Below are 20,327 nucleotides of genomic sequence, written 5' to 3'. Positions count from 1 at the left end.
CCCGCCCTTTTTTGGACGGGCGGGACGCCCATCCCACCATAACAATTAAAATTGTAAGTTATTTAATTCGCGATCCTAAATTAAAATCGTCCTGCTAAATTGGCAACCATTAATGCTAGTTTAACGGGCTGCACAGGTTTAGCAATATGCGTTTGAAAACCCGCTTCGATCGCCCTTTGCCGTTCTTTATCGCTCGCATAAGCAGTCAGCGCAGCGGCGGGGATTTCTCCTCCGGCTTCCGCAGCAAGAGCTCGCACTTCTCGAATTAAGAAATACCCATCTTCCTCTGGCATTCCGATATCGGAGATTAGCACGTCGTATCTGCCGGGATTTTCAGTCAAAGCAGCGATCGCACTTCTGGCAGATGCCACCGTCAAAACCTCAGCCCCGTAGCTTTCGAGTACAAATTCTAAGAGATCCCGGGTATCGATCCGATCGTCCACAACTAAGATGTGCAAGCCTTCGAGAGAGGGGACGATATCCTGTGAGGGGTTTAAAGGCCCTACCAAAACAGTTGACTTTAAATTTATCGCCGATGTCAACTCTGGAGGTAACGATCGCAACGGCAATCTCAGAGTCATTGTACTTCCTTGTCCCTCACCGGGACTTTCGGCTTGCACCGTTCCTCCGTGCAATTCTACCAGATGACGCACGATCGACAAACCCAATCCCAGCCCTTGATTCGGCTTAGTGCTGCTGGAATCGCCTTGATGGAAACGATCGAAAATATACGGCAAAAATTCTGTCCGAATGCCTTTTCCCGTGTCGCTAACTCGAAGTTGAGCGTGATTCTCGATCGCCGAGAGCGTGATTTCCACTCGTCCCCCGGCTGGAGTAAACTTAATCGCATTAGACAGAATATTCCACACAACTTGCTGCAATCTATCAGCATCGCCTAAAACAGTTGCACAACTCAACTGCGAAACAACTTGAATATTTTTGGCATCCGCTGATAATTGAACCCCATCTAGCGCAGCTTGCACCACCAAAACCAGATCGATCAAATTCGTATTAAGAGCGAGCTTGCCGCTCGCGATCCTGGCAATATCTAGGATATCTTCGATTAACTGAGATTGCATTCTCGCGCTCCGCTCGATCACTTCTAGAGCGCGATTAGCCGCTGCTTCCTTAAGCTTGCCGGAGCGCAGAATTTGTGCCCATCCCAGGATCGGAGTCAGGGGATTGCGAAGTTCGTGGGAGAGATTCGCGAGAAATTCATCTTTAGCACGGTTGGCGGTTTCTGCTTGTTGGCGGGCTAACTGTTCGTGCTCCAATAACTGCGATCGTAGCGTCTCCAACTGCTTGCGCTCAGTGATATCCTCGATCGACAACAGAATCATTACAGCTCGGTCTTCTCGTTCAAGTTTACAAGCATTCAGCAGCATAGTTTTGTGCCCGATATGCTCAAACAGGCGATCCAACTCAAAGTTTTCGAGCTGAACATCACTAACCAGAATATCTTCCAAGATCCATCGCAATTGAGGGATATTCCACTGCCCGTTCCCTAGCTCAAACAGCGAAATATTCGCTGTTTCTGAGGATGAAACCTGAAAAGTTTCATAGAACGATCGATTTGCTTTGTGCACTCGGAAATCAGCATCTATCGTGACTAAAGGTGTTTGCACAGTTTCTACGATGGTTTCAGCGTAGTTTCGGGCTTCCTCCAAGGTTCTGGCACTGCGTTTTAGAGCATCAATATCGAGCAAAACAATCACCACACCGTCAATCTGGTTTGCCGTTGTGCGGTAAGGACGAATGCGCAGGTTGTACCAATATCCCGATAAAGTTTGAACTTCTTGTTCTTGCGTCTGGAGAGTATCAATCACCTCCCAAATCATCTGTTCCAAATCAGGAAGGTCAAGAGTCGATCGGATGTCGCTAAAGGGTCGTCCAATATCTGTGGGAATCAGATTAAAAATTCCCTGCGCCGTTGGCGTAAAGCGTCGAATCTGTAAATCGTTTGCCAGCATTAAGACTGGGATATTGATACTAGCAAGCAAATTTGTCAGATCGTTATTGAGCTGGCTTTGTTCAAAATATCGGCTGCGAAGTTCCTCGTTAGTGGTGGTGAGTTCCTCGTTAGTGGCTTGAATCTCTTCTTTGGCAGTTTCTAGCTCCTCGTTGCTGCTTTGCAACTCCTCGTTGCTCGATAGGATTTCTTCGTTGGCAATTTTGAGGTCTTGGTTGAGATTTTCCTGCTCGTAGATCAGCGATTGCAGGTGCGCTTGAGCCGCAGTTTTTTCTTGGTTAGCGGCGGCAAGTGCCTGCCTCAGCCGCTGATTTTCAGGCTCTAAATCACCTTGCTCGCAGCTTTCAGCAGTGACGGTGGAGAAGTTGATCGCCGTGGATAAAACCTCTTCAAATAGCACCAAAAAATAGCGTGCTGCGACGGTGTGCCGCTGGAACGGCATCACCTCAATATTGACTACAGTCGATCGTCTGCCCGATTCAACCACTACCCTTTCTTTCCTAACCGTCACGTTCTGCGTTTGTGCCTGAGACATCGCGGTGCGAAGCTCAACCAGCAAGCCTGCCCTTGCCATTGTCAGCAAGTTTAAGTCCGGCGTTCCGGCTGTCACTCTCAAGTAAGGATCGATGTCTCCCCGCACTTGCAGGATTTTCATCTGCTCGTTGACAAGCACACTGGCTGGGGCATAGCGATTCAAAATCAGTTGGTCAGTTTCTCGCTGTAACTCAAAGCTATCGATCGAATTTTCTTCATTCATTCCCTGTTGTTTAGCAGCTTTAGCTACGGGATAGGAACTCGGGGTAAACGAAAAAATGGGACGAGTCGCAGTCAGCTTTTTGGCATAAATTTTAGACTTTTTATCGACTGAAGTAAATAATGATGAAAATTTTCCGGTACTTTCAGAACTGCCTAACAGGAGAAAGCCTGTTGGGTTAAGACTGTAATGAAAAATCGGCATCACTTTTTTTTGCAATGACTCTGCCAAGTAGATCAGCACATTGCGACAGCTAACTAAATCGAGATTGGAAAAAGGCGGGTCGCTGCCCAAGTCTTGTCGGGCAAATACACACAGTTCGCGGACTGCCTTGCAGATTCTATAACCACCTCTTTCTTCGGCGCGCATAAAAAAGCGAGTACGCCGTTCTGGTGAAATGTCTACGATCTGGTTTTCTAAGTACAAGCCAGACCTCGCTTTGCCGATGGCCTCCTCGCTGATATCCGTGGCAAAAATCTGGATCGGCGGCGGCATAACTCGATCGCCCAAAAACTCTAACAAGCAAATGGCGATCGAGTAAACTTCTTCACCTGTGGAACATCCCGCCACCCAAATCCGAATGGGAGCATTTGCCGATTTATTTTGGGCAATCGTGGGGAAAACCAGCTCTTTTAACTTTTCAAAGGCTTCCGGGTCACGGAAGAAACTGGTAACGTGGATCAGGATTTCTTCATACAAAGCTGTGACTTCAGCCGAATGGTGTCGAAGGTATCCGGCGTAATCATCCAAGCTCTCTAGCTTGTACAATACCATCCGTCGCTGGATCCGTCGAGCGATCGTGGTGGGTTTGTAGTGGCTAAAATCAACGCCTGTGGTCGATTTCAGCAGCGCAAAAATAGTTGCCAGGGGATCTCCCGGTGCGGGCGATTCTTCAACTTTTGCTAGGGAAATTGTGGAAGTTAGAAGGCGACTGTGACTGTAGTTTGCCAGTTCCTCGGCAATTTTTTCCGGTGGCAGAACAAAATCGACATTCCCTGTGGCAACAGCGGTATTCGGCATACTGTCGAATTTTGCCGTGCCTTGACATTGAGCAAAAGTCATGCCTCCGGCTGCTTTGATTGCCATCAGCCCGAGTGAACCGTCTCCGTCTCCCCCGGATAATACTACGGCGATCGCTTTGTGTCCGCGATCGATCGCCAATGAGGTAAAAAACGCATCTCCCGGCATATATTTGCCATAAATCTTCTCGCGGGGTGATAGTTGCAGCACGCCTTTACATAGCACCATTTTGGTGTTGGGCGGAATGATGTAGACTTGATTGGGCTCTACAGCTATGCCGTCTTGTACCTCACTAACAGGCATTTGCGTGGTTCTCGCGAGAATCTCGGTCAGCAGACTTTTGTGAGCGGGGTCTAAATGCTGAATCAGCACAAACGCCATACCCGTATCTACCGGTAAATGGCTGAGTAACTCGGTGAATGCTTCCAACCCTCCTGCTGAGGCGGCAATTCCAACAATGGGAAAGGGGGCATCGGTTTTTGCTGATTGTTCGATGTCGAGGGCGGGTGGTGCGATCGATTCGGGTGTATTTTCTGGAGATAATTGAGGAGAAGTCATGATTTGAAGTCCTCGACTTCAGTTATTTAGCCGCCAACATATCTGGTAAGCGTGCGGCTGATTAATTCGGAATATTTGTATCAGAGCCTACTTAATTTGTCGGCATTATTATGAATATCCCTTAAGGATGAGCTACACTGTGGGAGCCACGCTCTGAGGGGTATTGAACAGCTCTATCTGCTGTTGGAACGATCGCAACAAAAGGCTAGCAATAACCCGGTATATTTGTTTACCTACTTAGCTTTTTCTAGCGACCCGTTTAGCAGACAGCGCGATTACAGATTCCGTATTAATTCTAGCAGTATAAGCGACTTGTGCGCCTTGTATACCCTTTAAATCTTCAACTCGTTTGTGAATTTCGGACACTCCAGCAGCTTTTAATGCTGTCAAAAATGCTTGGTCGCTGTAAACATCTTCGGAAAACGAAACTTCGTCACTTTTAGAAAGATTTTGAATCCGGGCGGCTTTGTTGACTGTGGAACCAAAATAGTCGATCGAATTATTGAGATTTACGAGCAAAGCCGTCCCTCGGTGAATGCCAATTCTGACTTGAATCCACTCTGCTTGCGGGCGAGTTGAGTTGTACTTCCTGAAACTAGCCACCGATGCTGTGGCTGTCATAATTGCTTGTTCGTTGCTGATAAAGGAAGCCATGACGGCATCGCCGATGGTTTTAATAACTTTACCGCCAAATTTCTCGATCGACTCAAAGAAAATTTCAAAATGGTCGCGCACAATATTGTAAGCTTTGGTATCTCCCAGCGTTTCGTACATTCTGGTAGAACCGGTAATATCGGTAAACATAATAGTAATCGCCCGAATCTTGACTCGCTCTCTTTCGGATATTACTCGATCGCCGAACAAACGCTTGTAATCCGGGTGATGAAGCAGTTGCATTCCTGACAGCCGCAGGGGCAGTTGTTCTAATGTCAGTTCATCGGGCAATTCATCTGAATGCAAAATCAACCCGGACAAATTGCGATCGGTATTAGTTAGTTCAATCTTAACTTTTCCGGGACGCATGGCAAGCTCTTTTTTGTCAAAATCTGGGCCGGCCAACTGCTTGAGTTGAATTTCTTGTATGTCTTCTGTTTTTTCGCCTTCAACCTTCAAAATCCCTTTAGCTAAAGTCAGGGGACAGCAGTAGCGGTATCTACCTTCTTCTAAGGTGACAGTCTCCGATTCAGTGCAGTATAAAGGCGTTACCAGTTGCATTTTGCTCTGGAGTACGGGAGGGGGAGCGCAGACGGGCCGCAGTTGCGGGTCTTCGATTTCTTTGTTTAGGGAAAAAGTAACTTCGACACGATCGAGCAAATCAATTTTAAACTCGCGATCGCACATCTGGCAAAAAGACATTTCTGATGTGTCTGCCAAGTCCTTAAATTCTTCTGTAATCATGTTGCAGTGGGGACAGTGAATATCCCAGTGCAAGTCGAAGACACCAGCTTTCACTCCGTGCAGAAATTCGGAAGTAATTTTTTTAACATTCTTGACTGTATCGCCTGCTACGTAGTAAGGATTAATTCTCAATCTCTGCAAAATGTGGGAACTGGTTAACCAGTTTTCGATTTGGTCGATCGTTCCTTTGCTACAACTGGGACGTTTTTTTAGCTGTTCTAATTTTTCTTTTAATAGTTCGATGTTCATGATCCACTTGCCTGTGAGCGTCAGGGCAAGAAATTTATAATAATTTGGTTGTATACTTTTCTCGTTTGGTTGCTTCTGGCGTGAGAATTCTTTCTGATGAGTTTGCACCTGGGCCGATGTCTCTGACCTTTATAAATCTTAACAAATTAGCACCATGAAGGCGATGCCTATTTAGGCAGATTGATCGCGCTGCCACTTGTTTTAATTCAAAGTGCAATCGCTGCATCGGTTTACAGAAATATGTTAAATCTCGGTAATTAAGAATGGGGAATTGGCAATTGGCAATTGGGAATTGTCAACCACCCAGCAGCGATTAAGGACTAATAACTAATGACTAACTAAAAAAAAAAAGAGGGAAAATTCCCTCTTTTAATCACACTAACTGCGATGTTATTCTTCCGTCGCAGGAGGGATTTCTTCCTCTACATCTAATACTGCTTCCGGTGCTGCTTCCGGTGCTGCTTCCGGTGCTGCTGCTTCCGGTGCTACATCTTCTGGCAGATCTTCTTCCATTGCTGAGGGTACGTCTTCGAGTATTTCGTCGGAGAGTTCATCATCAACATCGATCGAGTCTACAGGAATATCTATGCCTGCTTTAGCTTGCTTTTGAGCGAGCATTTTCTCGCGGAACTTAGCTGCCATTTCCTCAGCTTTTTCGTATACCAATTCGCGATTTTTGACCATCGCGCCCGGTTCCGGTTCCAACTGCTTGGTGGAGAGAGAAATCCGGCCCCTCTCGGCATCCAAGTCAATGATCATCACTTTCACTTCGTCGTTGACATTGAAGACGCTATGAGGCGTATCGATGTGATCGTGCGAAATTTCCGAGATGTGCAGCAAGCCGCTGACGCCGCCGATGTCGATAAAGGCACCGTAAGGCTTGATACCGCGTACTGTACCGATGACCACTTCCCCAACTTCGAGGCGGTTCATCTTGCGCTCAACTAAGGCGCGACGGTGACTCAACACTAGGCGGTTGCGGTCTTCGTCTACCTCTAAGAATTTTAATGGTAATTCTTCGGCGACTAATTCTTCCTTCGGTTTGCGGGTACTGATGTGAGAACCGGGAATAAAGCCTCGCAACCCTTCTATTCTCACGAGTGCGCCGCCGCGGTTGGTGGCAAATACTTGCGATCGTACTGTGGCATCTTCTGCTTGCAGTTGTCGCACTCTTTCCCACGCCCGCATATACTCGATGCGTCGGATGGACAGGGTTAATTGTCCGTCTTCATTTTCATCGGTTAGAATGAAAAATTCTCTGGTTTCGTTTGATTGCAATACCTCTTCAGGGCTTTCCACTCGATTGATGGACATTTCCTGAATGGGAATGTACGCTGCTGTTTTAGCACCGATATCAATCAGAGCGCCCCTGGGTTCTATACTAAAAACTGTACCCGCTACTACATCGCCCGGGCTAAAGTGATAGTCATATTTATCAAGTAGGGCTGCAAAATCTTCGTGAGTAAAGCCGATGTCTTTGACTGTGGTTTTGAGATTGACCATGCGAATAGTTTCCTAGGATTTCTCTCCTTCATGTTTTTCGTTTGTGCCGGCAGATCTTCGAGATTTTGGTGAAAAAGCGATTAACTTTTTTCAAAATCTTTTACTAAAGTCAGTTTTTGCTAACTTTTGCCGGGTGCAACTGCACACCAGCGCTTGCCATTACTGTTACTCCATACTCTGTGTTAAAACGTTTAATCTTAACATTCCGAGTCAAGTAGACTATTTTGACACTCTCAGGTATAAATAAACTGAGATTCTTCATTCAACGAGCCGACTTGCTGGCGACAGGATTACTCCAGTCTAAGTAGAGGTCGGTTTCTCCAGAAGCGTAAATTTCGGTATGCCCTACCGTATTTAATTAGTCACCGATCTTTAGTTAGGTTTTGTTCAAATGCGAGCTTTCCTAAACTGCAACACCGTTAGGTGTGACTACGCACTCAACTAATCCAGTTAAGTTTTTACGTTGTCTAGTTATACTCTATTTTAGACCGATGACGATCATATCACACCCAGCACTCTTACTGAGAAAAAAGAACACTCGCTCGAATGAGAGTCCCTTGAGTCGCTATTCCTCCGGGCCTTCCTAGCGACACGGTTTTCACTCTCCCAGAATATTTCTATAAATTAATTTAAGCGAGCTTAGCTGGGAGTAGCGCAGGATGCTGGGCTTTCTCGATCGACTGCATCCGCATCCGGCAAAGCTGCGTCAAAATGTGGCCGAGTTTCTGGATTTTCAGCTTCGTTGAGGGGATTCTGAAGGTGATTTAGGGTATCTACAAAGTCTCGGATGCCTCGAAATTGCCGGTATACAGAGGCAAAACGGACATAAGCGACTTCGCTGAGCGGCCGCAGGTGTAAAAGCACCAGTTCCCCTATTTCTGAACTGGCGATTTCTCGGAGCGATCGACCTTGGAGTTGTGCCTCGATTTCTTCTGCCAGGGTTTCGAGATGCCCGGAAGACAAACCGGTTTTTTCGCAGGCCCGAACCAATCCTCTGACTAATTTTGACCTGTCAAAAGATTCGCGCTTGCCGTCTCGCTTGATCACCGTAATCGGCACAAATTCTATGCGTTCGTAAGTTGTGAAGCGGTGCTGACAGCTCAAACACTCGCGCCGCCGACGGATGCTTTGACCTGATTCGGCTGAACGCGATTCTAAAACGCGGCTATTGGTGTGTTGGCAGGAGGAACAGCGCATGATTGCTGATTTTAACAGGCGTTGCCACCAAATTGCCATTCATCTAACTCCGCGGGGTTAGATGAATGGCTGGACTAGAAAAATAACGAAAGCAAACAGCGGTGAAATAGTCCCGCACCAAATTCGTTAGCGCAGCCCTCGAAGAGGATCGCTATGATGCGGGCTAACCCCAGTCCGGTTCAGGATATTTTGGACTTGCCGCAGGCGTATAGCTAATTATTTGCCAATCCGGGGAGGTTCCCGAAAGGCGATCGCAAAAAATAGTACGCCTATGGCTAAAGCCAGAATCAAAATGTAAGCAACACTTTCCATGTTAAATTTTCCCTATCTTCCCTTGCCGTATTATTTTATCTTAATTGCTGGTTTTATTATTAACTAAAAAAACCCGGTTTCTTGAAGAAACCGGGTTTTTGTGCACCGGGGAAGTTTCTCGCCTACCCGGAGGCTGGAGAAATCTAGAGAGGGTCTTCTCTTCTTGTAGTCAAGTCGCCCACCTTTTGGAACAGGCCCCACTCGACTTGTTCTTCCATGTCAGCCTCAACTCCAGCAAACACGTCGCGGAAAATAGTCCGAGAACCGTGCCAGATATGACCGAAGAAGAACAGCAAAGCAAAGCAAGCGTGTCCGAAAGTGAACCAACCGCGAGTCGAAGTGCGGTAAACCCCGTCAGAATTCAAGGTTTCGCGATCGAATTCAAACACTTCACCCTTTTGAGCGGCGCGAGCAAACTTCTTAACATCTAGAGGATTATTAAACGTTTGACCGTTAAGTTCGCCGCCGTAGAAGCTGACGGTAACTCCGCTTTGTTCAAAGCTGTATTTTGATTCAGCACGGCGGAAGGGGATGTCAGCGCGAACTACCCCATCTTTGTCCGTCAAAATCACTGGGAAAGTTTCAAAGAAGTTGGGGAGGCGGCGAACCGACAATACCCGACCTTCGCTGTCAGTAAATACTGGATGGCCCAGCCAAGATTTAGCAATACCGTCGCCATTAACCATCGCGCCAGCGCGGAACAAACCACCTTTAGCTGGAGAGTTGCCCACGTAGTCGTAGAAAGCCAATTTTTCGGGAATTTGTTCGTAAGCTTCTTGGATGCTAGCGCCGGAGGCCAAACTAGCTTGAGCTCGACGATCGATTTCTTGTTGGAAATAGTTTCCGTCCCACTGATAGCGAGTCGGGCCAAAAAGTTCGATCGGAGTAGCAGCAGAACCGTACCACATCGTACCGGCAACCACAAAGGCTGCAAAGAACACGGCAGCGATACTGCTAGAAAGTACAGTTTCGATATTCCCCATCCGCAGGGCTTTGTAAAGACGTTCCGGCGGCCGCACTGTCAAGTGGAACAAACCGGCAATTACGCCGACTACGCCCGCTGCAATGTGGTGAGCCACGATGCCGCCCGGATTGAACGGATCGAAGCCTTCAGGACCCCAAGCAGGTGCCACTGGCTGGACGTGACCGGTCAGACCGTAGGGGTCGGACACCCACATTCCCGGGCCAAAAAGTCCCGAAAGGTGAAATGCCCCGAAGCCGAAGCAGAGCAAGCCGGAGAGGAACAGGTGAATGCCAAACATTTTTGGCAAGTCGAGCGCTGGTTCACCGGTGCGGGGGTCTCTGAAAAGTTCTAAGTCCCAAAATACCCAGTGCCAGACTGCTGCTAAGAACAGCAGGCCCGAGAGGATGATGTGAGCGACAGCGACGCCTTCAAAAGACCAGAAGCCCGGATCGACGTTACCTTCGCCGGTGATGCTCCAACCGCCCCAAGAGCCCGTTACTCCCAAGCGGGCCATGAAGGGGAGCACGAACATCCCTTGACGCCACATCGGGTTCAGAACAGGGTCTGTAGGGTCAAAAACTGCTAGTTCATAAAGGGCCATTGAGCCGGCCCAACCTGCCACGAGGGCGGTGTGCATTAAGTGTACAGAAATCAATCGGCCTGGGTCATTTAAGACGACTGTGTGTACGCGATACCAGGGTAGTCCCATTGACTGCGGTTCTCCAAGGTGTAAGTGATGATGTCTATTTTGACGGAAAATTCAGATTCTCAATCCCTAGCAGTTACCTGCGGGCTTTAAATTCTGCCTTTTGCCGAATGCCCTCTACCTTATAAAGGTGGAAGCATAAAAATGAAAGTTATTTAAAGAAGTGTATCGAGTGTTAGAACCGATTGCAATATGTTGGGCATTATATTAGTTGCGGGTTGCCCATTTCGCAGCGGACGGCGATCGTCCCGAGGCGTTCGAGGACTTGCTCGGCATCTATGAGTCTCGTCAGCACGACGTTGCCGATGTTTTTGCCAGGATCGTTCTGGTCTACCGGGGCTGTGGGTTTGACTTCTACCATCAGTACAGCGTCTTCTACGCGGTAGAGCCACATTTTTTCTTTTTGATCCCAGAGGCAGAGGTTGAGCTGTTGGATGTCCGGCTGACGCCTCCAGGCGGCGTGAGTCCACTCGCCACCTACGCCCCAGACGCGCCCCACTTTCCAGCCGTCGGATAAGAAGAAGTATTTCACTTGTGTACGCTTGTTGAGATTTTTTTGTCTAACATAGCGCAAAACTGCAACAGTACGGAATTATTGAACCGCGAAGACGCGAAGGGTGCAAAGGAAGAGTAGAGAAGATGTAGGTAATCTGCAAGCTGTTGGGTAAATCTACAGAATTGTCAGATAAGGAATGAGAATTAAATAACTTACAATGCGTGATGTTCTTGTGGGATGGGCGTCCCGCCCGCCCTTTCTGGGCGGGCGGGACGCCCACCCCACTTTCAAGAGTGTAAATTATTTAATTCGCGATCCTAAGTTGCGGTATGGCTAATCGGCAAAACTTTCAATCTTAGATTTTTCAAGTCGAGTGCAATTCCTAGCATTGGGCGGGGGAATACTCCTCACAGCGGCTCGGTTGCGCCAGGAGTTTATAAACATTCAAATGTGCCTTCGGGCGCTAACAAGGTTGTGGTAACTTTGCCCTTTTGGTCTGGCAGTCGATCGCATCATCTTAATCTCAATTAATATGCTCGAATTTGATCGCGATCGACCAACCAACTTCAGATGACACCAGACATCCATCCGCGTTCATCTGCGGTTAAAAATCACCCATCAATATTTTTGCTAAAAACCCAATCCCAAAACGATCGACATTACTGCTAAAATAAAATACGAGTACTTGCCGCTCAAACGCAGACCATGACCGCACAAACACCAGTACAATTCCAAGACAGTTTCGACATCATCGTAGTTGGTGGCGGACACTCCGGCTGCGAAGCCGCCCTCGCCACTTCTCGCCTCGGCTGTCGCACTCTTCTCCTCACCCTCAACCTCGACAAAATTGCGTGGCAACCTTGCAATCCGGCTGTCGGCGGCCCGGCTAAAACCCAACTTACTAACGAAGTTGATGCGTTAGGCGGGGAAATTGGCAAAATGGCCGATCGCACTTATTTGCAAAAGCGCGTCCTCAACGCTTCGAGAGGCCCCGCAGTTTGGGCGCTGCGAGCACAAACTGACAAGCGGGAATACGCCGCTGTGATGAATAATATTGTTGAAAACCAAGAGAATTTGACCATCCGAGAAGCGATGGTAACAGACTTAGTTTTGGGCAAAAACGAAGAAGTTATTGGAGTCGAAACATACTTCGGCGTCGCCTTTGAATGCAAAGCAGTAATTCTGACCACAGGAACTTTTTTATGCGGCACAATTTGGGTTGGAAACAAGTCAATGCCCGCCGGACGTGCAGGAGAATTTGCCGCCGTTGGTTTGACGGAAACTCTCAACCGTTTGGGCTTTGAAACTGGCAGGTTGAAGACTGGAACTCCGGCAAGAGTTGACAAACGTACTCTCGATTATACTAACCTGGAACCCCAACCGGGAGATCCAGAGGTTCGCTGGTTTAGCTTCGATCCAGAAGTTTGGGTGGAACGCGAACAAATGCCTTGTTATTTGACTCGAACTACGCCTGAAACTCACCAGTTAATTAGAGACAATTTGCACCTTTCTCCAGTCTACGGCGGCTGGGTTGATGCGAAGGGGCCGCGCTATTGTCCGAGTATTGAAGATAAGATTGTGCGGTTTGCAGATAAGGAAAGTCACCAGATTTTTATTGAACCGGAAGGTAGAGATATTCCTGAACTTTACATTCAAGGATTTTCGACTGGTTTACCGGAAAATTTGCAATTGCAAATGCTGCGGACTCTTCCGGGTTTGGAAAAGTGCGAGATGATGCGTCCAGCTTATGCTGTGGAGTACGATTATTTGCCGGCAACTCAGTGCTTTCCGACGCTGATGACAAAGAAGATTGAAGGGCTGTTTTGCGCGGGACAGGTGAACGGTACGACTGGATATGAGGAGGCGGCTGCACAGGGGATTGTGGCGGGTATTAATGCGGCTAGGTTTGCGAAAAATCAAAAGATGATTGTGTTTCCGCGCGAGCAAAGTTATATCGGGACTTTGATTGATGATTTGTGTACGAAGGATTTGCGGGAACCTTACCGGATGTTGACTTCGCGATCGGAATACCGGCTATTATTGCGATCGGACAATGCGGATCAACGCTTGACTCCGCTGGGACGGGAAATTGGCTTGATTGACGATCGCCGGTGGGAGTTGTTCGATCGCAAACAAGCTAATATTGTGGCAGAGAAAGAACGCTTGTACTCGACGCGGGTGAAAGAGCACGAGGAAGTTGGCAAGGCAATTTTTGCTGACACCCAACAAGCGATTAAAGGTTCGATTACTCTCGCTGACTTGTTGCGCCGTCCAGGTTTTCATTATGTGGATTTGGAACGCTACAATTTAGGCAATTCTAGTCTGAAGTTGGCTGAGAAAGATGGTGCAGAAATTGACATCAAATATTCCGGCTACCTGCAAAGACAGCAAAATCAAATCGATGACATTGCCAAACACGAACGCCGACAATTGCCTGCGGATTTGGATTACATGGCAATTACAACTCTCTCGAAGGAGTCGCGGGAAAAGTTGGCTAAGGTGAAACCGCTGACTATTGGTCAAGCGGCGAGAATTGGCGGGGTGAATCCGGCTGATGTTAATGCTTTGTTGATTTTTCTGGAAGTGCGAAACCGTCAGCAGCCGGCTGGTGTGGGAAAATAACTCGGATTTGATGGGCGATCGCATCCAGCTATACAGCGTATTCCAGGTTTGTGAAGTGTAGGGACACGGCAGTGCCGTGTCCCTACAGGGAAGCTAACGATAGGCAGGTGTACTTCATAAATGTGGAATCTGCTATATAACCATCGTAAAGAAGGAATGGTTTTGCTGCTAACTTTTAATCAGTTGCGTATAGAGATATATATGATGCAAAGTGCCACGCCGTCTGCTGAAGTCTATATTTTTGGGCAGCGTAAATACTATTCCGGCTCATGAACAGACCCACAAAAATAGCAATAGTAGGGCTTTCTTTAGCTTTGTTAGGGTCAGCAGGATTGAATGTCTTTCTCTACCAGCAAGGGCAAAAGTATTACCTCCTATTAAATGCTGCGGGACTTGACCCACTGGGTCTCAATTCCTATCCCAGTTCAGCAGAACAGACAGAACAGCCTATCATTGTCTTTTACGGCGATTCACGCGCTGAGACTTGGCCGGCACCTGACCAAATCAAAAACGCAACTATCATTAATCGCGGCATAGGTGGTCAGACTACGGCGCAGGTGCTGGGACGTTTTCAGCAGCACGTAGCCTCGCTGAAGCCTAAGATGATTGTGATTCAAGTTGGTGTCAACGACCTCAAGGCAATTCCTCTATTTCCAGAACAAAAAGAAGCGATTATCCGAAATTGCGAAACAAATATCGGGCAAATAGTGAAAAATTCTCTTGACACGGGAGCTAAGGTTGTGGTAACAACTATCTTTCCGTTAGGAAGGTTGCCAATAGAAAGAAGGCCGTTTTGGTCGGATGATGTGGCGATCGCAATTAAAGAGGTAAACGATTATATCAAAACGCTGGCGGGCGATCGAGTAACTGTGTTTGATAGCAGTCAGGTATTGGCGAATTCCCAGGCGATTGTCGATCCCAAATACAGTCGAGATTTTCTGCATATTAACTCAGAAGGCTATGCGGCACTCAACCAGGCAATTGCTGGTATCTTGGTGCCGTAGGATCATGCTAGATGTCTAACGATCAAAACCAATGAAGTTGCAACCGATTGGACAAACCACCAACTTGAAACCATGGAAATAAATCTAACCATTACAAACTAAAGGATCTGCGAGTAGCAATGAAAGCACTTAAAGTCATGGCAACGATCGATGAGCAGGGACAACTAACCTTAGAGCAGCCTCTAATAACTGATAAAAATAGCCGTGTATAAATCATTGTTCTAATTCCAGAAGAAGCCGATATAGACGATAGTTTTCAATCCGAAGGATTAGCAGATTTCCGGCAAGCTTGGCACGAAGCCATGACTGGGCAAACTATCTCAGTTGCTAAACTTTGGGAAGGGCTTGAAAATGTCTGAGCAGCCTTTAATTCAAGTTGAAGTTTCGCCCACGTTCAACCGAAATCTACGCGCTATTGCCAAGAAATATCGCAGTATTCGGAATGATATACAACCCGTCATCGACGAACAACTTGAGCAGGGGGAGTTGGCCGGCGATCAAATACCCGATACCTGATTAAGTGTCAATGTGCTTTTGCAATGCAAGATCCAGAAGAAATAGAGTTATTACTAGCTTCAAGATATAGTGGAATTATACATAGTATGAATAATCCTTAGTTAATCAAAATTGCCTAACAACATCTTTCTGTTCGATCGCCCCCACTGGCGAGGGTGAAGCATTTGGGCATAAGACAGATTCAGGATGAAGAGAACCCAGGTAAAATAAATAAGATGCCTGACTATATGCACTTAAGAAGCCCCAGACCCTTTGTGTGTCTCTCCTTCACTAACAAAACAGGGATGGTAAGCTGTACTACATGAATCTGCTGGCGCTTGAGCTACTCGGGATAGTAAAGTATAATCTGTGTATCAGTGAACTGAGTAAATGGGACAGTTAATGTGACAGTCGGAGCAGACACCGGAAAACTACCGTCTTACGATCGGCCACCCGTTATAGAAGTGGCTTGTAGTGTGATGTTTCCATCTCTAGAGGAACTGCTTTCTCCTCATATCGGGTTGCTATGGCAAAGATTTCAGCCTGAATATCCATTTTGTGATGATGTTTTTCAGATCCCACAAAGAGTCGAGATATTTGACGATCGCAATGTTGAGCCACAATTGGAACTCACCAACATTGTGCCGTTACCTAGAGTTTGGTTTATCAGCGAAGATGAGACGAGAATTATTCAGATTCAGCGAGATCGATTTATTCATAATTGGAGAAAGGTTAGCGTAGAAAGCGAATATCCGAGGTATGACAATCTGATTAGTAATTTTCAAGCTCATCTGGCTAGCTTTGATGACTTCTTAGCGGAGGCTGAACTAGGAAAGATTCAACCACTCCAATATGAGCTAACTTATGTTAACCAAATTCCACAAGGACAGGCTTGGTTGAGAGTTGAAGATATTGGTAAGATTTTTCCAGATATTAGCTGGAAAGCAAATTCTCCAAGGTTTCTCGCTCATCCTCAAAGTATTAGCTGGTCTACAGTTTTCGATTTACCTGATGAACTTGGTAGATTGCACACATCAGTCAAGCCAGTTATTCTTAATGAAAAGCCAACTCTTTTGTTCGAGCTTACTGTACGAGGTATTGGAAATTACACTTCGCGGGAGAGATTACAAAATTGGTTTGACATAGCACATGAGTGGATCGTATGTGCATTTGCTGATTTGACAGATCGGGAGACTCAAACAAAAATTTGGCAGCGGAGGGGATAAAATTATGGCTACAATTTTGTCACAAGCTGAAGCACTGTACCAGGAACAAGAAGAGTTTGCAATTGTTGCAACAACTTTCAAAAAACGACAGGGACAAAAATTTCCCTCTCGTCCTATTGATCCGGTTCCTTCGGTACATCCGTTACGACAAGCCTCAACTAAAGATATCGATAGTGGTGCTAAGAGCTATTATCTTTCTCCACATCTTACAGGTTGTATAACCGTATTTTTGAGGCCTCAACCATACCAACTTAGAACTATTGATGAGCAATCTGAAGAACTGAGATCTGATGATATAGCTGTACATGACTTGGCTAGATCTCTTGTTGGACAGTATGTTGATTTTGTTAAGACATTAGCAAGCGCGAGGCGTGGAAAATTTTTAACTCCTTCCACAAATCCCCTGTCAAAAGCAGTTCCACGCTCGCAACCTAAATTTCCAAAGATTGAAGCAGATGCTGATTTGGAAGCAGATGAAGAAGAACCATTTTGGAGAGGTGTATTTGTTGTACCTCATCAGCATAAAGTTTTATTTCGCAAAGAAATTGAGTTCAAAACAAATAAGCTTTCCACTTGGAAACCTAATATTATAATCGATAGCTACCGACTCGAAGATGATGACGAATAAGCTGTGGTATGAGGCGGTAGAAGCAAGTGTTGAATTAACACAGGGAGACATTATTCTCAATTGTCCTGTGGTTCATTGGGCTTCTAAACATATTGAGCCAGCAATTAACCCAGAAGTTGAAAAACTCAAGTCTTTAGTTGAGGCATATGAGATTGATGCTGTGGTAATGACCCAAGGATGTGATTTAGAAAATAGGAAAGTAGAAAATGTAATCATCTGTCCCCATTTCTCACTAAGTCAGTATAAGGAGGGCTGGGAGCAGGCGATGAAAGATGCGAGTCAAAATCCGACTTCCAAAGCCTGGGGAAGAGTTTGCGACGATATCAAGAATGGATACATCTGGAATCTGGCAATGCTTAATGAGGGAGAAATTGGGGAACTGAGATTAACTCACCGTATTGTTGATTTTCATGATGTATACACTTTACCGCGTACTTTTCTTGAATCTCTATTGCAAAGCAGAGAGCAATCTAGGCTTCGTTTACTTCCTCCCTACCGTGAGCATTTATCTCAAGCTTTTGCTAGATTCTTCATGCGAGTCGGTCTTCCTACGGGAATAACAAAGATTTGGTAATATCTCAATCTCGAATCACTGGATATCTTAAGCAGTTCCTACTAAGAAATACCTGGTAACAGAATACCATGAGCCCCTACTTTTTTAAGAAGTCGGGGATCTAGAGCGCCTGATTAGCCATTTCCCGCCGGTAGGCGTACAGTGAAAATAGACCCTTTTCCCTCCTCGCTTTCTACCAAAATCTCCCCACCCATCATCTGACAGTAGTAGCGGCTGAGTGTCAGCCCCAATCCCGCGCCGTCGTAAGGTCGGGTTGACGAACAGTCAGCTTGCACAAAAGCTTCAAACAATTTGTGCTGTTGTTCTTCCGACATACCTATTCCGGTATCTTTAACAGATAAACAAATCCAATCCGACTCTTGAACATTCACCAAAGGACAAGCGATCGCCGCAGAAGGAGTTTCATCGGCAGGCATTGAATTTTCAATCGCCGATCGCCCTGCTGCATTCAATTTGCCGCTTCCTTCAATGCGCCTGACACTCAATTTCACCCTGCCGTTTTTGGTGAACTTAGCAGCATTACTCAGCAGGTGCATCAAAACCTGCCGCACTTTTTTGAAATCTGCGTGCATGATACCCGCAGTTCGATCGCACTCTATTTCTAAAACATTTCCATTCTTTTCTATGGAAGGTTTCGCAGCACCCGTAACATTGTCAACCAGGGATTGGATGTCAAACTCATCGATTTCGAGTTTCATCCCCCCGGCTTCAATTTTTGACAAATCGAGGATATCGTTAATCAAAGATAGCAGGTGCGTGCCAGCCTTCTGAATCTTGTGCAAGTCGGGTACAAACTCATCAAATCCCGCATCTTGGGCATCTTCTGAAAGTAGTTGACTGTAGCCGATAATCGCATTTAAAGGCGTCCGCAATTCGTGGCTCATATTTGCTAAAAACTGGCTTTTAGCAGTGTTAGCGGTGACGGCAGCTTCCTTAGCTTGTTTCAATTCTTTTGTATGTTCCGAAACTCGCTCAATTAAGTGATTGAGAGAGACAGCCAGAGAGCCCATTTCGCCTTGTGCCGTGACGGGGGCTCGCAAGTCAAAATTAGACTCGGCGGCTACTTGTTGGGCCACCTGAGTGACGCTGATAACAGGTTTGGCGATCGCCCGACTGGTGCGACAAGCCACAATTCCCGCCACCACTACCGACAGCAGCATACTAATAATAATTATGGCTTTTTCCATTCCTTGAGCGTCTTCCATCACTTCACTCCCTTGCCCCTCTTGCTGCTGGGCAATATCCAGGATTTTGCTCAATTCCTCAAGGCTTTTGTTGAGCTGTTTGACACCTTCTCCGCTTTCTGTTGCCAACAATTTTCTGGCCGACTCTATCTCCAGAGGCGACAGTTGCGATTGCTGGATTTGCTGCAAAGTTGACTTGAGAGTATCGGCGTAGGATTCTAAATCTTCCGTGCACTCTTGCAGTAAAGTTTTGAGAACTTCCGGCTTTGCTGCCAGCCAAGCGGGTTGGCTGTAGGCAAACTTTTCTATGCGCAAGCGCAGGTTTTTTGCCTTAGTAACGCTCGCGACCAACTGCTCTTTTTGCAGTTGTAGTTGGGCTGAATTGTCTACAAAAGAATCTAGCTGTGCTCCCTGCAATTGCGCCGCCAGCGCTGCATCTTTAAAATTTCCCAGCAATTGGGCTTGCAGGTGAGCATCATTGAGTTGGTTTACTCCTTGTCCTTGGTAGTAGTCGGCGATTACCAGTCCACTCAGGGAGCCAATAAAGCCGATTCCTATTGCCAGCAAATACCCGCCACCAATTTTTTGATGGATAGGCAAACTGCCAATTTTAGATGGCCAACTTTTGCTAAGTTTTAAGCATATTTTTTGTGCAAAATCATGGCTGGATGTTTTTGGGATAGAGGTTTCTACAGAAGCTACTTGTCCCGAAATAAAGAGCGGCATCAGTTTACCTACATTGCTATTTTTAGGGTTAACCTTTGGCGTTCCTACAGGTTTTTCCTGCTGATTAAATGGTTCTAAGTCGGAATTTACTTCGCCTTTGCCTTCGCAAACGGCAACCGATAGACTTGCTTCGTCCCCTGTTTTTTTGAGCAAGTTAATTTTTGACATATGCAACCGCTGTATTCTGTTAAAATTTACCACGCTCTTAAATTCTCCAAACGGAAAAGCTTGTCTATTTTCTAGTAGACATCGGGGAAAAAGTATCTAAAACTCTTGTCGAGTCCGAGGAGAAACTTAAATTCGGTTGATGTCTAATAGATAATTAGGCTGTTGATGGCTGTTGCCAAATTACTTTTTCGACTCGTAAAAGTCTGCAGCAGGCAAAATAGATAAAAATTAATCCCGGCAGTGAATTATCCCCGCGTGGAACGTTACAGCCAGAAAATTCTGTCTGATGCGTTTTGCCTGTGAGATACCCCAAGCTGATATTGTCTGTTGACAATGCACCCGATTCCTCAGCTTTGGAGTTTTGCTGCCAGCAATGCGACGATTGCTTGACGGTTTTTGTTGAGCATCCGACGACTTTGTAGCACAGAATGTCACAAATGCAGCAGCCGATCGAACTTTTGCACCCTGGCGATCGACTTTTGGCACCGTTGCCCCGCAAAGAGAAGTCTGAGGTCAAGTGTCGTTTATTGAGTATAACTGTAGGGTTTACCAAAAGAAACCGGGTTTCTGCCAG

15 protein-coding genes are annotated in these 20,327 nt (G+C 46.4%); 6 read left to right on the top strand and 9 right to left on the bottom strand.

Annotated elements, in window-relative coordinates:
- Positions 1 to 80: 80 nt before the first annotated feature.
- The 7 genes from QUA99_RS12030 to QUA99_RS12000 form a co-directional block, all read right to left on the bottom strand.
- Complete coding sequence (locus QUA99_RS12030) at positions 81 to 4,301, bottom strand: chemotaxis protein CheB (RefSeq protein WP_333235054.1); 4,221 nt, start codon at positions 4,299 to 4,301, stop codon at positions 81 to 83.
- A 237-nt stretch (positions 4,302 to 4,538) separates the two neighbouring features.
- Complete coding sequence (locus QUA99_RS12025; RefSeq protein WP_333235053.1) at positions 4,539 to 5,948, bottom strand: adenylate/guanylate cyclase domain-containing protein; 1,410 nt, start codon at positions 5,946 to 5,948, stop codon at positions 4,539 to 4,541.
- A 390-nt stretch (positions 5,949 to 6,338) separates the two neighbouring features.
- Positions 6,339 to 7,451 carry a 30S ribosomal protein S1 gene (locus tag QUA99_RS12020; RefSeq protein ID WP_333235052.1) on the bottom strand — a complete coding sequence of 371 codons (1,113 nt, stop codon included), beginning with the start codon at positions 7,449 to 7,451 and terminating at the stop codon, positions 6,339 to 6,341.
- Positions 7,452 to 8,090: 639 nt separating this feature from the next.
- Entirely contained in the window at positions 8,091 to 8,648 is a 558-nt protein-coding gene (gene nrdR, locus QUA99_RS12015) for a transcriptional regulator NrdR (RefSeq protein WP_333235091.1), read from the bottom strand.
- A 216-nt stretch (positions 8,649 to 8,864) separates the two neighbouring features.
- Positions 8,865 to 8,960: a photosystem II reaction center protein T gene (locus QUA99_RS12010; protein ID WP_006635641.1), complete on the bottom strand. Its 96-nt coding sequence runs from the start codon at positions 8,958 to 8,960 to the stop codon at positions 8,865 to 8,867.
- Positions 8,961 to 9,103: 143 nt separating this feature from the next.
- Positions 9,104 to 10,633, bottom strand: a complete 1,530-nt coding sequence (gene psbB, locus QUA99_RS12005) for a photosystem II chlorophyll-binding protein CP47 (RefSeq protein WP_333235051.1) — start codon at positions 10,631 to 10,633, stop codon at positions 9,104 to 9,106.
- Positions 10,634 to 10,832: 199 nt separating this feature from the next.
- The gene (locus tag QUA99_RS12000; RefSeq protein ID WP_333235050.1) at positions 10,833 to 11,162 is read right to left on the bottom strand and encodes a hypothetical protein; all 330 of its coding nucleotides are present in this window, start codon (positions 11,160 to 11,162) and stop codon (positions 10,833 to 10,835) included.
- 669 nt (positions 11,163 to 11,831) lie between these two features.
- On the opposite strand from QUA99_RS12000, the gene mnmG reads away from it, so the two are divergent.
- The 6 genes from mnmG to QUA99_RS11970 all read left to right on the top strand — a co-directional run bounded on the left by mnmG (position 11,832) and on the right by QUA99_RS11970 (position 17,675).
- The gene (gene mnmG, locus QUA99_RS11995) at positions 11,832 to 13,748 is read left to right on the top strand and encodes a tRNA uridine-5-carboxymethylaminomethyl(34) synthesis enzyme MnmG (protein WP_333235049.1); all 1,917 of its coding nucleotides are present in this window, start codon (positions 11,832 to 11,834) and stop codon (positions 13,746 to 13,748) included.
- A 269-nt stretch (positions 13,749 to 14,017) separates the two neighbouring features.
- Positions 14,018 to 14,752: a GDSL-type esterase/lipase family protein gene (locus QUA99_RS11990; protein ID WP_333235048.1), complete on the top strand. Its 735-nt coding sequence runs from the start codon at positions 14,018 to 14,020 to the stop codon at positions 14,750 to 14,752.
- Between the two features lie 351 nt (positions 14,753 to 15,103).
- Positions 15,104 to 15,268, top strand: coding sequence for a hypothetical protein (locus tag QUA99_RS11985; RefSeq protein ID WP_333235047.1), 165 nt, complete (start codon positions 15,104 to 15,106; stop codon positions 15,266 to 15,268).
- 383 nt (positions 15,269 to 15,651) lie between these two features.
- Positions 15,652 to 16,473, top strand: coding sequence for a TIGR04255 family protein (locus QUA99_RS11980; RefSeq protein WP_333235046.1), 822 nt, complete (start codon positions 15,652 to 15,654; stop codon positions 16,471 to 16,473).
- A 4-nt stretch (positions 16,474 to 16,477) separates the two neighbouring features.
- Positions 16,478 to 17,101 carry a hypothetical protein gene (locus tag QUA99_RS11975; RefSeq protein ID WP_333235045.1) on the top strand — a complete coding sequence of 208 codons (624 nt, stop codon included), beginning with the start codon at positions 16,478 to 16,480 and terminating at the stop codon, positions 17,099 to 17,101.
- A complete protein-coding gene (locus QUA99_RS11970; RefSeq protein WP_333235044.1) occupies positions 17,088 to 17,675 on the top strand; it encodes a hypothetical protein in 588 nt (195 codons plus the stop codon). Before QUA99_RS11975 ends, QUA99_RS11970 begins: the two co-directional genes overlap by 14 nt.
- 113 nt (positions 17,676 to 17,788) lie before the next feature.
- Here QUA99_RS11970 and QUA99_RS11965 read toward each other — a convergent pair whose 3' ends face one another.
- Both QUA99_RS11965 and QUA99_RS11960 read right to left on the bottom strand, forming a co-directional pair.
- A complete protein-coding gene (locus QUA99_RS11965) occupies positions 17,789 to 19,753 on the bottom strand; it encodes an ATP-binding protein (RefSeq protein ID WP_333235043.1) in 1,965 nt (654 codons plus the stop codon).
- 154 nt (positions 19,754 to 19,907) lie between these two features.
- Complete coding sequence (locus QUA99_RS11960) at positions 19,908 to 20,270, bottom strand: hypothetical protein (RefSeq protein WP_333235042.1); 363 nt, start codon at positions 20,268 to 20,270, stop codon at positions 19,908 to 19,910.
- Positions 20,271 to 20,327 lie beyond the last annotated feature (57 nt).

This window comes from Microcoleus sp. F10-B2, assembly GCF_036704965.1.
In the GTDB taxonomy this organism is placed as follows: domain Bacteria; phylum Cyanobacteriota; class Cyanobacteriia; order Cyanobacteriales; family Microcoleaceae; genus Microcoleus.
This window is presented reverse-complemented; position numbering and strand designations above follow the sequence as displayed.

Excerpts from the sequence above, each read along its gene's own strand:
- QUA99_RS12030 (WP_333235054.1), bottom strand. The coding sequence starts at position 4,301 with ATGACTTCTCCTCAATTATCTCCAGAAAATACACCCGAATCGATCGCA.
- QUA99_RS12025 (WP_333235053.1), bottom strand. The coding sequence starts at position 5,948 with ATGAACATCGAACTATTAAAAGAAAAATTAGAACAGCTAAAAAAACGT.
- QUA99_RS12020 (WP_333235052.1), bottom strand. The coding sequence starts at position 7,451 with ATGGTCAATCTCAAAACCACAGTCAAAGACATCGGCTTTACTCACGAA.
- nrdR (WP_333235091.1), bottom strand. The coding sequence starts at position 8,648 with ATGCGCTGTTCCTCCTGCCAACACACCAATAGCCGCGTTTTAGAATCG.
- QUA99_RS12010 (WP_006635641.1), bottom strand. The coding sequence starts at position 8,960 with ATGGAAAGTGTTGCTTACATTTTGATTCTGGCTTTAGCCATAGGCGTA.
- psbB (WP_333235051.1), bottom strand. The coding sequence starts at position 10,633 with ATGGGACTACCCTGGTATCGCGTACACACAGTCGTCTTAAATGACCCA.
- mnmG (WP_333235049.1), top strand. The coding sequence starts at position 11,832 with ATGACCGCACAAACACCAGTACAATTCCAAGACAGTTTCGACATCATC.
- QUA99_RS11990 (WP_333235048.1), top strand. The coding sequence starts at position 14,018 with ATGAACAGACCCACAAAAATAGCAATAGTAGGGCTTTCTTTAGCTTTG.
- QUA99_RS11985 (WP_333235047.1), top strand. The coding sequence starts at position 15,104 with ATGTCTGAGCAGCCTTTAATTCAAGTTGAAGTTTCGCCCACGTTCAAC.
- QUA99_RS11975 (WP_333235045.1), top strand. The coding sequence starts at position 16,478 with ATGGCTACAATTTTGTCACAAGCTGAAGCACTGTACCAGGAACAAGAA.
- QUA99_RS11970 (WP_333235044.1), top strand. The coding sequence starts at position 17,088 with ATGATGACGAATAAGCTGTGGTATGAGGCGGTAGAAGCAAGTGTTGAA.
- QUA99_RS11965 (WP_333235043.1), bottom strand. The coding sequence starts at position 19,753 with ATGTCAAAAATTAACTTGCTCAAAAAAACAGGGGACGAAGCAAGTCTA.